Raw genomic sequence first — 14,207 nt, forward strand, 5'->3', positions numbered from 1 at the left:
CGGACCGCCCGCTGCAATCGATCGCAGCCGATGCGACGCACTGCGGCACAATCGCCGGATGCCCGCAGCACCCACGCCCGACTTCCGTCTCTACCACTCCAATGCACTGGAAGTGCTGGCCGGCCTGATGGCGCACGCGCTGCGCACGCCGGCGCCGGGGCAGTCGCTGCTGGCGCCGGACGTGGTGCTGATTCCGCAGGTCGCGATGCGGCGCTGGCTGCAGGCCACATTGGCCGCCGAGCACGGTGTCGCGGCTAACCTGGCGTTCGTGACGCCGGGCGAATTCGTCGGCAGCGCGTTGTCGGCGAACCTCGGCCCGCCCACCGACGAGCCCGACGCCGCCGCGCTGCACTGGCATCTGTACGCCGCGCTGACCGATCCGGTGTTTCTCGCCCAGCCCGCGCTGGCCGCGTTGCGCGCGCATGTCGAGGGCAACGATCCGCTGCGGGCGTGGGCGCTGGCCGGCGAGCTCGCCTCGGTGTTCGAGAAATACCAGGCCTGGCGCCGCGACTGGCTGCTGCGCTGGGAGGCGGGCGCGGAGGCCGAGGATCCCCAGGCCATCCTGTGGCGGCGCGTCGCGCGCGGCCGGGCGCATCGCGCGCGGCGCATCCAGCAGTATCTCGACCGCTTCGAACGTCCCGATGCACCGCTGCCGGTCGGCCTGCCGCCGCGGCTGTTCGCGTTCGCCACGCTCAACGTCTCGCCCGACGTGCTGCGCGTGCTGGCCACGCAGGCGCGTGTGGGCACGCTGCACATGTACGTGCCCTCGCCCAGCCGCGATTACTGGGGTGACCTGCAGCGCGTGCGCGCCGGCGGCGCCGAGGCCGCACGCAGCGAGAACCCGCTGCTGCAGGCCTGGGGTCACGCCGGCCGCGATTTCATGGCCGTGCTCGGCAGCTACGAGATCGTGCATCCCGACGTCGAGCTGCGCAGCGATGCCGATCCCGGCGCGGGCGGCGGCGCACTGCAGGGCAGCCTGCTGCGGCGGCTGCAGTCGGACCTGTTCCAGCGCCTGCCGTCGCCGCCACCGGCGCCGACCGCGACCGATCCGCGCACGCGCTTGCCGGCGGTGCGGCGCGACGATCCCAGCCTGCAGGTGCATGCCTGCCATACGCGCCTGCGCGAACTGCAGGTGCTGCACGACCAGCTGCGCGCGTTGTTCGAGCCGGATTCGCCCGAAGGCCGACGCTTCGACCCGCCGCTGCAGCCGCGCGATGTCGCCGTGCTGGCGCCGGACATCGATCCCTACATCCCCTATCTCGATGCCGTCTTCGGCGGCCGCGGCCGCGACGGCCAGGCGACGCACGAACACATTCCGTATGCGCTCGCCGACGCCAGCCCGCTCGCCGGCGAACCGCTGGCCGACGTGTTCCTGCGCCTGCTCGCGCTGCCGGTCGCGCGTTTCGGTCTGACCGAGACCCTGGATCTGCTGGCGAGCCCGCCGCTGGCCGAGGCCGCCGGTCTCGACGCCGGCGCCTTCGACCAGCTGCACGCCTGGCTGCACGCCGCCGGTGCGCGCTGGGGCCTCGATGCCGCGCATCGCGCACGGCTCGATGCGCCGGCCGACGACGCCTACACCTGGGCGTTCGCGCTCGACCGCCTGCTGCTCGGTCATGCCAGCGGCAGCGCTGCGCCGATCACGACGGCATCCGGTCACCTCATCGCACCGTTGCCCGAACTCGAAGGCAGCGCGCTCGATGCGCTCGACACGCTGGTGCGCCTGCTGCGCGTGCTCGCGCGGCATGCCGATCTGCTCGGCGAGGCGATGCCGCCCGAGGCCTGGCGCGAGCGCCTGCTGCGCCTGCTCGATGCACTGCTGCCGAAGCCGCCGTCCGCGCCCGCCACCCAGCGCGCGCTCGATCGCCTGCGCAGCCTCATCGACGCCTTCGCCGCCGACGCCGTGCGCGCCGGATTCGACGCGCCGGTGCCGTCGGAGGCCGTGCGCGCGCATTTCGCGGCCGTGCTCGGCGAGGCCGATACACGCGCCCCGCTGCTCACCGGTGGCGTGAGCGTCGGCCGCATGGTGCCGATGCGCCTGCTGCCGTTCCGGGTGATCTGCCTGCTGGGCATGAACGATGGCGATTTCCCGCGTCGCGATACCAGCGGTGGGCTCAACCGGCTGACCGCCGAACTCGGCACCGGTCGCCGCCAGGTCGGCGACCGCAGCACGCGCGACGACGACCGCTTCCTGTTCCTGCAGCTGTTCGCCGCCGCCCAGGACGTGTTCTACGTCAGCTACCAAGGCGCGGACCCGCGCGACGGCAGCGTGCGCGAGCCGTCGGTGCTGGTGACCGAACTGCTGGCCGCCGCCGATGCGCAGCATGCGCCGGAGGCGCGTGCGGCCGACGCGCTCGTCGTGCATCACCCGCTGCAGCCCTTCGCACCCGCCGCGTTCGGCGCCGGCGACGAACCGCGCCGGTTCTCGTATCGCCAGCCGTGGTGGCACGCGGCATCGCAGCCGGTGCAGCGCCGCGTCGCCCTGCCGGCGTGGTTCGACGGCACCGCGCTGGCGCCGATCGAAGACGTCGAGGATGCGCTGTCGCTCGACACGCTGCGACGGTTCCTGCAGGCGCCGGCCGAGACCTTCCTGCGCCAGCGGCTGGGCCTGCGCCTGGCCGAGGTCGACACCCTCGAACGCGATGTCGAGCCGCTGCTCGCACCGGGCCGCGGCCTGGCGAAACAGCAGCTGCAGCGCGCGGTGTTCGAGGCGCTGTTGCGCGGCGACGACGACGCGACCACGCAGGCACTGCTGCGTGCACGCGGTCTGCTGCCGTCCGGGCCGCTGGGGCGGCGCACGCTCGATGCGGTGCGACGCGAGGTCGAGCGCTATGCCGAGGCTTTCCGCGGCTGGCGCGGCGATGCGGTGGCCGACACCGCGCGTCTCGAAGCCGACATCGACGGCGTGCACCTGCACGGACGACTCGGCGACGTGTATCCGCACGGCATGGCGCGCATCCGCTTCGATGCGCCCAACGGCAATTCGGCGATCCGCGACGGCCTCGACTGGTTGCTCGCCAGCGCGGCGGGACGCGACACGCCGCTGGTGCAGTTCCACGACGGCGGCGATGCGGGCGTGGGGCCGCACACGCGCGTCCCGCTCGCTCCGCACGAGGCCCGCGCCCTGCTCGCGCAGCTGATCGCGCTGCGCGCCGAGGGCCTGCGCGCGCCGCTGCCGTTCGCGCCCTACAGCGGCTGGGAGCTGTTCAATGCGCCCACGCTCGAACGCGGCCTGCAGAACGCCGCGAAGAGATGGCACGGCAGCGACCGCAGCTGGGGCGAAGGCAACACCGAAGCGCTGCGCCTCGCGTTGCGCGGGCGCGATCCGTTCACCCATGCCGCCACGCAAGCCGCGTTCGTCGACCAGGCGATGACGGTGTTCGGCGCGGTGGTGAAGGGCCTCGTCTACGGCGGCACCGATCCCGATACGCTGCGCACGATCGCCGCGGACCTCGACGTGGAGGCATCGGAATGAGCGGCGCCGATCCCTACCTGCAGCTGCCGCTCGACGGCGTGCGCGCCATCGAGGCCTCGGCGGGAACCGGCAAGACGTTCACGCTGGCGACGCTGGTGGTGCGCCTCGTCGTCGAAGGCGGCCTGCGCGTCGGCGAGATTCTCGCGGTGACCTTCACCGAAGCCGCCACCCAGGAATTGCGCAGCCGCATCCACGCGCGGCTGACGATGGCCGAGGGGCTGGTCGAGGCCGACATCGACGACGAGGCGTCGCCCGAAGCCGCGCTGACCCGCGCCGTGCTCACCCAGCATCTCGCGCGCGGCGGCGAAAGCGCCGCCGGCTTGCGGCGCCGCCTGCGCACGGCGGCGGACGAGATCGATCTCGCGGCGATCTTCACCATCCATGGTTTCTGTGCGCGCGTCCTGCGCGAACACGCGTTGGAAACCGGGCAGGGCTTCGATGCGCCGGAGCTGATGGCCAGCGACACCGCATTGCGCGAGGCCATCGCCGCCGATCTGTGGCGCGCACACGGCGCCGAGCCCGAGGCCGCCGACGATCTGCTGGGCCTGTGGTCCGGTGGCCCGCCGGCACTCGCCGGCGATCTGTCGCCGCTGGTGCGCGAATGCGTGCTGCGGCCGGCACTCGGCGAACTGCCCGACGATCCCGCGCCGCGGCTGCGCGCCGCCGGCGCCGCGCTCGCGCAGGCCTTCCAGACCCACGGCGACGACTTCCGCGCCGCGCTGATCGCGGCCGTCGAGGCGAAGATCCTGCACGGCGGCAGCTACAAGGCCGACTGGATCACCGCGCTGTTCGCCGATCTGGAGGCCTGGTGCGGCGCCGGCGATCACGACGCAGCGTTCCGCCACGCCAGGCTGCCGCAGCTGCGTCGTGAGCGCTTGATCGAAAAGACCAACAAGACCGCGAAAGGCCCGACACCGGATTCGCCGATCTGCGACGCGATTCCCGCGTATCTCGCCGCGCTCGACGCGATCGCCGAATGGCAGGACGCGCGCCGCGTCGAACTGCTGCATCGCCTGCGCGACGACGCGCGCACCCGCGTCGACCGCTTCAAGCAGCAGCAGCGCGTGCAGACCTACGACGACCTGATCGACCGCGTCGCTGATGCCGTCGACGGCCCCCAGGCCGACGCGCTGGTCGCGCAGCTGCGTGCGCAGTACCGGGTGGCGCTGGTCGACGAGTTCCAGGACACCGATCCGCGCCAATGGCGGATCTTCGAACGCGTGTTCGGCGCCGACAGCGGGGCGCCGGCGCTGTTCGTCATCGGCGATCCCAAGCAGGCGATCTACGGCTTCCGCGGCGGCGATGTGGAAACCTATCTCGCCGCGCAGGCCTCGGCCGAACGGGCGCCGCCGCTCGCGCTGAACTTCCGCTCGCGGCCGGGCGTGCTGCGCGCGGTCGCGGCGCTGTACGCGCAAGCCGATGCGAGCGGACATCCGCCCTTCGTCGATGCCCGCATCGCGTTTCGCGATGTCCAGCCCGGCGGCGTGCGGCGCGACGACGACTACCTGCGCGGCGGCGTCCCCGCGCCCGCGCTCACGCTGTGGCAGGCGCCCGATCCGCCGCCCGACCCCAAGGGCAAGGTCAAACCCTGGAGCGCCGGGCGCTCGCGCGAACTCGCCACCCGGGCCTGCGTCGCCGAGATCCATCGCGTGCTCAGCGACGCACGTGCAGGCACGGCGCTGATCGAAGGCCGCCCGGTGCAGCCCGGCGACATCGCGGTGCTGGTGCGCTCGCACAGCGAGGCCACGCGCATCCGCGCCGCGCTGGCGATGGTCGGTATTCCGGCCGTCGCCGCCGGCAAGCAGAGCCTGTTCGCAACAGCGGAAGCGCGCGACGTGCACGCCCTGCTGCTCGCGCTGCTGCACGGCGCCGACGACGGCCGCCTGCGCATGGCGCTGTCGACGGTGCTGATCGGCGAGGACGCCACACACGTCGCCGCACTCGATGAGGACGGCGACGCGCTGCGGACTTGGCAGCTGGCCGCGCTCGGCTGGCGCGAGCGCCTGCAGCGCGGCGGCCCGCTCGCGCTGATCACCGATCTCTGTGCGCAGCACGCCGGCCGCCTGCTCGGCCTGCTCGACGGCGAGCGTCGCCTGACCAATTACCTGCAGCTGGCCGAACTGCTGCAGGAAGCGCAGGCGCAGGCGCTGGGCCTGCACGGGCTGGTCGACTGGCTGGCGCGCGCGATCGCGTCCGCCAGCAGTGACGACGACAGCCAACTGCTGCGCCTCGAATCCGACGCGCGCCGGGTGCAGGTGGTCACGCTGCACAAGAGCAAGGGTCTGGAGTATCCGCTGGTGTTCCTGCCGTTCGCCGGCATCGGCGGCAAGCCGCGCGACGCCGGGCGCCACGTCACCGTGGCCGACGACGCCGGCCGCGCCCTGCACTGGAACCTGCTGCCGTCGCGTTCCGGTTGGAACGAGGCCAAGCAGCGCTGGCAGGACGGCCAGCGCGCCGAGGACGCGCGCCTGCTCTACGTCGGCCTGACCCGCGCGCGGCATGCGCTGTGGCTCGCGGGCGGCGCGTTGTTCTACGGCGCCGACACAGCCGCGATCGCGCACATGATCGCCGCGCCGGACGCGCTCGCCGAAACCCTGGGCGAGGCGTTCCGCATCGACACGCAGACACCGCCCGACGCATTGCCGTGGCTGCCGCCCGAATCCGAAGACGCCGTGCCGGCCGCGCGCGTCGCGACGCGGTCGCTGCAGAGCGACTGGTGGGTCTACAGCTTCACCCAGCTGGCGAATGCCGAGGCCGGCGGCGACGTCTCGAGCGCGGCCACGCAGGCGGCGCCCGGCGGCCTGGACGAGCCGGCCGTCGATCCCGACGCCGCACCGGACGCCGCGGTCGAGGCCGACGTCTACGATCCGCGCTTTGCCGGCGCACGCTTCGGCGTGGTGCTGCACGACGCGCTCGAACGCAGCGACTTCGCACCGTGGGCGGCGTGGACGCCCGGTGCGCCGGCGCCCGCCAGCGAAGCCGGCGTGATCGTCGAACGCCTGCGCGCGGCCGGTTACACCGACGCCGATCTCGACGACGGCATCGACGTGCTGACGCCGCTCATCGGCCAGACGCTCACCGTCACCCTGCCCGAAGGCGTGCGCCTGGCCGACGTGCCGGCCGATGCACGCCGGCCCGAAATCGAATTCCAGTTCGCGCTCGCACCGACGCGCATCGACGCCCTGCTCGCCCTGCTGCACCGCTACGGCGTGCTGACCGCGCGCAGCGGCTTCGGCACGCGGCGCCGGCTCGAAGGCCTGATGACCGGCCTGATCGACCTGACCTACGTGCACGGCGGCCGCTGGTACGTGCTGGACTACAAGACCAACCGCCTGCCCGGCTACGGCCCGGCGCAGCTCGAGGCCGCGATGGCGCACAGCGAATACGACCTGCAGGCGCTGATCTACACCGTGGCCCTGCATCGCTGGCTGCGCTTCCGCCTGGGTGAGGGTTACGACTACGCGCGGGACTTCGGCGGGGTGCGCTACCTGTTCTGCCGCGGGCTGGATGCCGCGCGCGCCGACGCGCCGGGCGTGCAGGCCTGGCGCTTCGCGCCGGACCTGGTGGATGCGCTGGATGCGCTGTTCGCAGGACGCGATGCGGAGGCCGGCGCATGAGCCTGCTTCGGCAACTCCGCGATGCCGGCGTGCTGCGCACGCTCGACCACGCGCTCGCGCAGTCGCTGCGGCGGCTCGATCCCGCCACGCCCGACCGGGTGCTCGCGGCGGCCGCGCTGGCATCGCTCGCCGTCGCCAACGGCCATGCGGGGTTCGATCCCGACGCACCGCAGCGCCTGGTCGACGTCGACCTCGACTGGCCGTCGGCGACCGCCTGGCGCGGCGATCTCGAGGCCTCGCCGTGGGTGTCGCACCCCGACGCCGCCGACGCCGAATCCAGCGCCGACGCGCCGCTGGTGTTCGAACACGGCCTGCTCTACCTGCGCCGCTACCGCGAGTACGAGCGCGCACTCGCGCTCGGTCTGCGCCGCATCGGCGCGCACGCACCGGACGTCGGCGGGGCGGATGCGCTCGCGCCGCTGTTCGCGCAGCTGTTTCCCGGTGCCCGCAGCGGCGACGACCTGCAGGCCCGCGCCGCCGCGGTCGCGCTCCGCCACACCCTGGTGCTGGTGACCGGCGGACCCGGCACCGGCAAGACCACGACGATCACCCGTCTGCTCGTCCTGCTCGCCGCGCAGGCGCTGCACGGCGGACGCCCCGCGCCGCGTATCGCCCTCGCCGCGCCCACCGGCCGCGCCGCCGAGCGCATGGCAGAAAGCGTGCGCAAGGCCGTGCAGGCGCTGGCCGCAGCCGACGTCGATGCCGCACTGCTCGACGCCCTGCCCACCGCCGGCACCACGCTGCACCGCCTGCTCGGCACGATTCCCGACAGCCCGCGCTTCCGCCACCACGCCGACAACCCGCTGCCCTTCGACGTCGTCGTGGTCGACGAGGCCTCGATGATCGACCTGCCGCTGATGGCCAAGCTGGTCGACGCCGTCGCCGGTGGCGCGCGCCTGGTGCTGCTGGGCGATCCCGACCAGCTGCCGTCGGTCGAGGCGGGCGACGTGCTCAGCGGCATCCTGCGCGCGGCGGGGGACGGCACGGCGATCGCCGATGACGATGCCGATGCCCTGCAGGCACTGCTGGGCGCGTCCGCACATGCCCGTCGTTCCGGTGATGCCGGACGCTTCCCCGGGCGCCGCATCCACCTGCAACGCGGCTACCGCCAGAGCGCCGCGCTCGAGCTCGCGCCGCTGGCCGCCGCCGTGCGCGAAGGCGATGCCGATGCCGCGCTGGCACTGCTGCGCACGGGCACGCTCGCCGGCGTGCAGTTCCACGAGGGCCAGGCCGATCCGCTCGCCGCACATCGCGATCCGCTGCTCGCGCACTGGACCGCGCTCGCCGACACCGACGATCCCGTCGAGGCGCTCGCCCGGGCCGGCCGCCTGCGCATCCTCACCGCCGTGCGCGGCGGGCCGCAGGGCGCACGCGGGCTCAATGCGCGTATCGAAGCGCTGCTCGGCGGCAGCGCGCGGCGCGGCGCCGGCCCCGGCTATTTCCACGGCCGGCTGTTGCTGATCACCGAGAACAGCTACCGCCACCGCCTGTTCAACGGCGACATCGGCATCTGCCTCCGGAGCGCGGCGGGCGCCGCCTCGGGGGCGGACGGCAGCGGCGCGATCACGGCATGGTTTCCGGGCGACGATCCGCAGCGCCCGCGCCCGTTCCATCCCGCCGCCCTGCCCGCGCACGACAGCGCCTTCGCGATGACCGTGCACAAGGCGCAGGGTTCGGAGTTCGACACCGTGTGGCTGGTGCTGCCGGAGCGCTTCAACCGCGTGCTCTCGCGCGAACTGGTCTACACCGGCATGACCCGCGCGCGCAGCGCGCTGCATGTCGTCGCCGGCGCGCCGATCCTGCGCGAGGCACTCGATCGCCACGCCGGTCGCTGGTCCGGGCTGGGCTGGCGCCTGGGCGCGCACGATGCCGGGCCGGGAACGACGATGCCGGTCGCACCGGCCCCATCCGGCATCGCCGATCCCCCCACGCAGGGGGCGCTGTTCTAGACGCCCTGGCCGCGGGCGCCGCCCCTGCGGCGCATCGGCGCCGGTCGGTGTCGAGGACGCCGCGCGCCCCGCGACCTCACTCCATCAGCCGTGCCAGCGCCCAGGTGTCGAGAAACGCCACCACCTCGACGATCCGCCCGCCTTCGAAGCGCATGTGCCAGGCGTAGTGATTGCGATAGACGCGGCCGTCCAGCGCGGTGGCCCGGCCTTGCCAGATCGCGACGACGTGGTCGTCGTGGGCGATCAGCTGGTGCAGCTCGGGCACGATGGGCGTGGCCAGACGCGCGGTGATCGGCGCCACCGCGTCGCGCAGGAAGGCCTCGCGCGTGCGGTAGACGCCCGACACGGGGCTGTCGCCGGCCACCGTCCACACCACGTCGTCGGCCAGCAGGTCGAATACGGTGCCCGTGCCGACGCGCCAGGCGTCGAAGGCGGCGCGCACCTGGGTGGCCGGATCCTCCGCAGTGGGCGCGGCCGCGGACAGCGCGGGCGGCATCAGCATGCCGAGGCCGAGCACCAGGGCGGCCAGCCGACCGGCTGTGTTCGTCGTGTTCATCAGCAACCTCCTCGAGTTCATCGCCGCACACGCGGCGCAGGACGGGCATAACGGGCGGGCCGCCGGGGCGCGAACGCCCGCGGCGGACCGTCCGTCGCGCTCAGGCCGGATGCGCCACCGGGCGCACCACGATGTCGGTGGTGTCGACATCGGCCGGCTGGCCCACCGCGTGGGCGATCGCATGGGCGATGGCTTCGGGCTTCAGCGCCACCTGGCGGAAGCCGCGGATGGCCTCGGCGGTGGCGGCATCGGTGATGGTGTCGGCGAGTTCCGATTCGACCACGCCCGGATACACGCACGTCACGCGGATGCGGTCGTTCTCCTGGCGCAGGCCGTCGGAGATCGCGCGCACCGCGAACTTGGTGGCGCAGTACACGGCCGCGCTCGGCATCACGTACAGGCCGCCGATCGAGGACACGCTGATCACGTGACCGCTGCCCTGGGCCTGCATCGTCGGCAGCACCGCGGCGATGCCGTACAGCACGCCCTTGATGTTGACGTCGATCATGCGGTCCCACTCGTCGACCTTCAGCGCGGCCATCGGCGCCAGCGGCATCACGCCGGCGTTGTTGACGATCACGTCGATGCGGCCGAACTGCGCCAGCGCGTGGTCGGCGAAGGCCTGCACGTCGGCGCGGTCGGTGACGTCGAGCGTGCGTGCGACCGCGGTGCCGCCGTCGGCGGTGATCGCCTCGGCCAGCTGCTGCAGCCGTTCGATCCGGCGCGCGCCCAGCACCACGCGCGCGCCCTGCGCCGCGAGCACGCGGGCGGTGGCCTCGCCGATGCCGCTGCTGGCGCCGGTGATCAATACGACCTTGTCCTGGATGTTGGTCATTGGGGGTCTCCTGTCGGGGGGAAATGGGCGCGACGCTCAGTCGGCATCGCGCTGGGGGGCGGCGCCCGCGGCCGGCACGCGGCGCAGCACCATGCCGCCGTGATGGAGCACGCCGTCGACGAAGGTGCCGTCGGCGGTGAATCCGGTGTCGTCGACGTAGTCGATGTGATGGCCGGTCACCGTGTAGCGGCCCCGGTAGGCGCTCTCGCGGCGGCCGCGGGCTTCGTCGTAGCGGCCGTTGGGCAGCAGGGCGTGGCGGACGTGGCCGTCGTCGGTGACCCACAGGCCCACGTAGGGATGGGGCGGAGTGGCAGGCTCGGCCGCGCCGAGAGCGCCGGCGGCCAGGGCCGAAGCCAAAGCGGCCGCGTGGACGGATGTGCGCTGGGTCATGCGGTACCTCCGGATGCGTTGGGGTGGACACAGGCTAGGTGGCCGCTGGCGTCCAGAGAATCCGCCCGCCGCTGGACGCGCTGGTTAGACTGATTCACCAATCCAGCCGCGGGCCGCCTCATGGAGCTCGATCTCAACCTGCTGCGCGTGTTCCGCGCCGTGGCCGAGGGCCACAACTTCCGCGAGGCCGGCGACCGCCTCGGCGTCACCCGGTCCGCCGTCAGCCAGGGCATCCGCCGGCTGGAGGACACCCTCGGCGTCGCGCTGGTGCAGCGCTCCACCCGCAGCGTGCGCCTCACCGAAGCCGGCGAGCGGCTCTTCCGCGAGGTCGCGCAGCCGCTGACCACGCTGGATACCGCGCTCGAAGGCGCCCACGACGACGGCCCGCCGCGCGGCCTGCTGCGGGTCACCGCGACCTCGATCGCCGAGCGCTTCCTGTCCGGCCCGCTGCTCGCGGGCTTCGTGCAGGCCCATCCGGGCATCACGCTGGATGTCACCGTCAGCGACGAGGAATTCGACATCGTCGCCGCCGGTTTCGATGCCGGCGTGCGCCTGGGCGAGGTGATCGAGCAGGACATGGTGGCCGTGCCCGTCACCGGCCCGCAGCGCGAGCTGGCCGTGGCTGCGCCGGACTACATCGCCCGCCACGGCGCGCCGCGGCACCCGCGCGAGCTGGTCGACCACCGCTGCATCGGCTGGCGCATGACCCCGGGTGTGGCGCCGCACCGCTGGGAATTCGTCGAGCACGGCCAGCCCTTCGACGTGCAGGTGGATCCGCAGATCACCACCAACGACATGCTGCTGATGATCCGCACCGCGCTGGCCGGCGGCGGCATCACGTTCGGGATCGAGGAGACGTTCCGGCCGTGGGTCGAGCGCGGCGATCTGGTGCCGCTGCTGGAGGATTTCCTGCCGCCGTTTCCCGGCTTCTTTCTCTACTTCCCGAGCCGTCGCCACCCGCCGGCCAAGCTGCGCGCGCTGATCGACCACGTGCGCGCGGCCCGCGACCACGAAGACGCCGGCAGCGCGCCCGCGCGGACGGGCGCAGGCTCCGCACCGCCGGTTTAGCTAGCATCGGTGCCTCCGCCCCGGTGCCCGCTGATGCGCAACGTCCCCGGCCTGCTGCTCGTCGTCCTCGTCCTGCTCGTCGCCTGCGCGCGACACGCCACGCCCGCGCCAGCCGCCGCGCCGCAGGCCAGCACGCCCGCCTATGAGGTGGACGTGCATCCGGGCACCGAGCTGCTGCACGTCATCAATTACCTAGCCAGGGTGTACGGGCCGCCGGTGCGCGACTACGACTACCGGCGCGACGTCGACGCCTGGTTCGGCCATCTGCGTGAGCACCCGGCGGTGGTGCATGCGCGGGCACTGCCCTTCAACGATTTCGTCGACCTGGGCTGGGCGCTCGACCCGGTGGACTTCACGCTCACCCGGCCGCAGGGCTTCGGCCACCTGGGCGGGCTGCATCCGCCCGAGCACCTGCACCGCTATCTGGAACTGGCCGTGGACTTCGCCCGCGACAGCGATTTCGCCGGCTTCTACGCCGCGCAGCGGCCGAACTACACGCGCTGGATCGAGCAATTCCGCAGCCGCGTGGACGCGGTGGACCCGCTCACGCCGCTGCACGACTTCTACGCCGCCGACTACGGCAAGACCCCGTACTTCTCGCTCTCGCCGCTGGGCGTGGTGCTGAAGGCCAACGTGGTGATGGACACCGTCGCGCCCGCGCACGCCCACCTCGGCCCGGTGCTGGTGCCGTTCGACCCGCGCTTCATCGCCCCCGGCGACACCGACCGCGTGCGCTTCGACTACACCGATCTCCAGCTGGACAACGCGATCTGGCACGAGGTCACCCACATCGCGCTGGAAGCCTTCGCCGCGCCGCATCGCGACGCACTGATGGACGTGCGCTATGCCGACGCGCTGCGCGCGCAGATCAACAATTTCGAAGACCCGCGGCTCAACACGTATTTCTACCTGCACGAGGTGATCGCCGACGCCGTGGCCATCGCGCTCAAGGCCGAGCGCTACGGCGAGGCCGAGGCCGAGGCCCACCTTGCCCAGAACGAGGACTTCGGCGGCGCCCTGTATCGCCCGCTGACGACCCATCTGCGCGAGGACTACATGCCCAACCGTGCGCAGACCGGCTTCGACGCGCACATCCCGGCGATGGTGCGCTTCATCGAGGCGCAGACGCCGCCCTGAGCGCGGCTGTGACGGACTTCACATCACGGCGCGACCCGCGCTATCGTCCGTCGCAGGGGACAGGGGGATTCGCATGGGACGCGGACGTCGTGGGTTCTTCGACGATTTGATCAAGCGGCCGTGGCCGGTGGCACTGGCCGTCGGCATCGCCGGCTTTGCCGGTATCCGCTACGGCGTGCCGGCGATCTTCGCGCGGCAGGACGGCCCGTTCGCGCAGGGCCTGGCGACCGCCAGCGCAGCCCTGGCGCCGGTCGCGTGGCTGTTCCTCACCGCGTGCGCGCTGTGCGCACTGGTCGCCTTCGTCAATGCGCGCAGGCGCCGTCACCTGCTCGACAGCCGCACCGGACTCGAGAGCCTGGCCGCGATCGACTGGCGTGAATTCGAACAGCTGGTCGGCGAGGCCTACCGCCGGCAGGGCTACCACGTGGCCGAAACCGGCCTGGGCGGGCCCGACGGCGGCGTGGATCTGATCCTGCGCAAGGACGGCCGGCGCACCCTGGTGCAGTGCAAGCAATGGCGGCGCCGCCAGGTGCCGGTGAACGTGGTGCGGGAGATGTACGGCCTGCTCGCCCACTACAACGCGGACGCGGTGCGCATTGCTGCCATCGGCGGCTTCACCCGCGACGCCGCGCGCTTCGCGACCGACAAGCCGATCACGCTGATCGACGGTCCCACGCTGCTCGCCCTGGTGCACAGCGTGCGGACCGACGCGCGCCCCACCGCGCCCACGCAGCCCGCCGCTACGCTGCATCGCATTGCGCCGGCGTTCGCCACGCCACTGCCGGGCACCGCGGCCACACCGGACTGCCCGCGTTGTGGCACCGCGATGGTCGAACGCACCAATCGACGCACCGCCAGCGTGTTCTGGGGCTGCAGCGCATATCCCGCCTGCCGCGGCACGCGCTGACTGCGCAGGCGGCCGGTGCGGTGCACGTCCCTCCCGTCTTCCACCGAAAGGCCGCGCCATGAAACAGCTGATCGCCCTGTTGATTCTCGGACTCGCCATCTGGGGCGGCTACCGCCACCTCAATCCGTCGACGCCGAACGTCGCGGCGCCCCTCGCCGCAGCCCCGGCCCGTGCGGCATCCACGCCGGAGCGTGTGCTGCTGACCTGCCCCCACTGAGCCGTACCACTCGAAGCTAGGTAGAGTCCGTCACCGAGAGAGGACGGACATGCGCAAGA

General features: G+C 72.8%; 10 protein-coding genes. 7 read left to right on the top strand and 3 right to left on the bottom strand.

What is annotated here, in order from left to right; genetic code table 11:
• Positions 1 to 58: 58 nt before the first annotated feature.
• The 3 genes from recC to recD are packed head-to-tail and all read left to right on the top strand — an operon-like array spanning position 59 to position 9,038.
• Positions 59 to 3,472 (top strand): exodeoxyribonuclease V subunit gamma, encoded by a 3,414-nt coding sequence (recC, locus tag PQS31_RS12300; RefSeq protein WP_272763030.1) that lies wholly within the window; start codon positions 59 to 61, stop codon positions 3,470 to 3,472.
• Positions 3,469 to 7,089: an exodeoxyribonuclease V subunit beta gene (locus tag PQS31_RS12305; RefSeq protein ID WP_272763031.1), complete on the top strand. Its 3,621-nt coding sequence runs from the start codon at positions 3,469 to 3,471 to the stop codon at positions 7,087 to 7,089. Before recC ends, PQS31_RS12305 begins: the two co-directional genes overlap by 4 nt.
• Positions 7,086 to 9,038, top strand: a complete 1,953-nt coding sequence (gene recD / locus PQS31_RS12310) for an exodeoxyribonuclease V subunit alpha (protein ID WP_272763032.1) — start codon at positions 7,086 to 7,088, stop codon at positions 9,036 to 9,038. The genes PQS31_RS12305 and recD overlap by 4 nt, the downstream gene beginning before the upstream one ends.
• Positions 9,039 to 9,114: 76 nt before the next feature.
• Here recD and PQS31_RS12315 read toward each other — a convergent pair whose 3' ends face one another.
• From PQS31_RS12315 to PQS31_RS12325, 3 genes are all read right to left on the bottom strand, one after another.
• The gene (locus tag PQS31_RS12315; protein WP_272763033.1) at positions 9,115 to 9,594 is read right to left on the bottom strand and encodes a nuclear transport factor 2 family protein; all 480 of its coding nucleotides are present in this window, start codon (positions 9,592 to 9,594) and stop codon (positions 9,115 to 9,117) included.
• Positions 9,595 to 9,694: 100 nt separating this feature from the next.
• Entirely contained in the window at positions 9,695 to 10,429 is a 735-nt protein-coding gene (locus PQS31_RS12320) for an SDR family oxidoreductase (protein ID WP_272763035.1), read from the bottom strand.
• Between the two features lie 36 nt (positions 10,430 to 10,465).
• On the bottom strand, positions 10,466 to 10,819 hold the full coding sequence (locus PQS31_RS12325) for an Atu4866 domain-containing protein (protein ID WP_272763036.1): 354 nt from the start codon (positions 10,817 to 10,819) through the stop codon (positions 10,466 to 10,468).
• Between the two features lie 120 nt (positions 10,820 to 10,939).
• Here PQS31_RS12325 and PQS31_RS12330 point away from each other — a divergent pair, with 120 nt between their 5' ends.
• The 4 genes from PQS31_RS12330 to PQS31_RS12345 all read left to right on the top strand — a co-directional run bounded on the left by PQS31_RS12330 (position 10,940) and on the right by PQS31_RS12345 (position 14,148).
• Entirely contained in the window at positions 10,940 to 11,887 is a 948-nt protein-coding gene (locus PQS31_RS12330) for a LysR family transcriptional regulator (protein WP_272763038.1), read from the top strand.
• A gap of 33 nt (positions 11,888 to 11,920) precedes the next feature.
• Positions 11,921 to 13,024 carry a DUF4932 domain-containing protein gene (locus PQS31_RS12335; protein ID WP_272763039.1) on the top strand — a complete coding sequence of 368 codons (1,104 nt, stop codon included), beginning with the start codon at positions 11,921 to 11,923 and terminating at the stop codon, positions 13,022 to 13,024.
• 73 nt (positions 13,025 to 13,097) lie between these two features.
• Positions 13,098 to 13,931, top strand: coding sequence for a restriction endonuclease (locus tag PQS31_RS12340; RefSeq protein ID WP_272763040.1), 834 nt, complete (start codon positions 13,098 to 13,100; stop codon positions 13,929 to 13,931).
• 58 nt (positions 13,932 to 13,989) lie between these two features.
• Entirely contained in the window at positions 13,990 to 14,148 is a 159-nt protein-coding gene (locus PQS31_RS12345) for a hypothetical protein (RefSeq protein WP_272763041.1), read from the top strand.
• Positions 14,149 to 14,207: the final 59 nt, after the last annotated feature.

Source organism: Luteimonas sp. BLCC-B24, from assembly GCF_028550595.1.
GTDB lineage: Bacteria > Pseudomonadota > Gammaproteobacteria > Xanthomonadales > Xanthomonadaceae > Luteimonas.

Excerpts from the sequence above, each read along its gene's own strand:
- PQS31_RS12330 (WP_272763038.1), top strand. The coding sequence starts at position 10,940 with ATGGAGCTCGATCTCAACCTGCTGCGCGTGTTCCGCGCCGTGGCCGAG.
- PQS31_RS12320 (WP_272763035.1), bottom strand. The coding sequence starts at position 10,429 with ATGACCAACATCCAGGACAAGGTCGTATTGATCACCGGCGCCAGCAGC.
- PQS31_RS12325 (WP_272763036.1), bottom strand. The coding sequence starts at position 10,819 with ATGACCCAGCGCACATCCGTCCACGCGGCCGCTTTGGCTTCGGCCCTG.
- PQS31_RS12315 (WP_272763033.1), bottom strand. The coding sequence starts at position 9,594 with ATGAACACGACGAACACAGCCGGTCGGCTGGCCGCCCTGGTGCTCGGC.
- PQS31_RS12340 (WP_272763040.1), top strand. The coding sequence starts at position 13,098 with ATGGGACGCGGACGTCGTGGGTTCTTCGACGATTTGATCAAGCGGCCG.
- PQS31_RS12305 (WP_272763031.1), top strand. The coding sequence starts at position 3,469 with ATGAGCGGCGCCGATCCCTACCTGCAGCTGCCGCTCGACGGCGTGCGC.
- PQS31_RS12335 (WP_272763039.1), top strand. The coding sequence starts at position 11,921 with ATGCGCAACGTCCCCGGCCTGCTGCTCGTCGTCCTCGTCCTGCTCGTC.
- recC (WP_272763030.1), top strand. The coding sequence starts at position 59 with ATGCCCGCAGCACCCACGCCCGACTTCCGTCTCTACCACTCCAATGCA.
- recD (WP_272763032.1), top strand. The coding sequence starts at position 7,086 with ATGAGCCTGCTTCGGCAACTCCGCGATGCCGGCGTGCTGCGCACGCTC.
- PQS31_RS12345 (WP_272763041.1), top strand. The coding sequence starts at position 13,990 with ATGAAACAGCTGATCGCCCTGTTGATTCTCGGACTCGCCATCTGGGGC.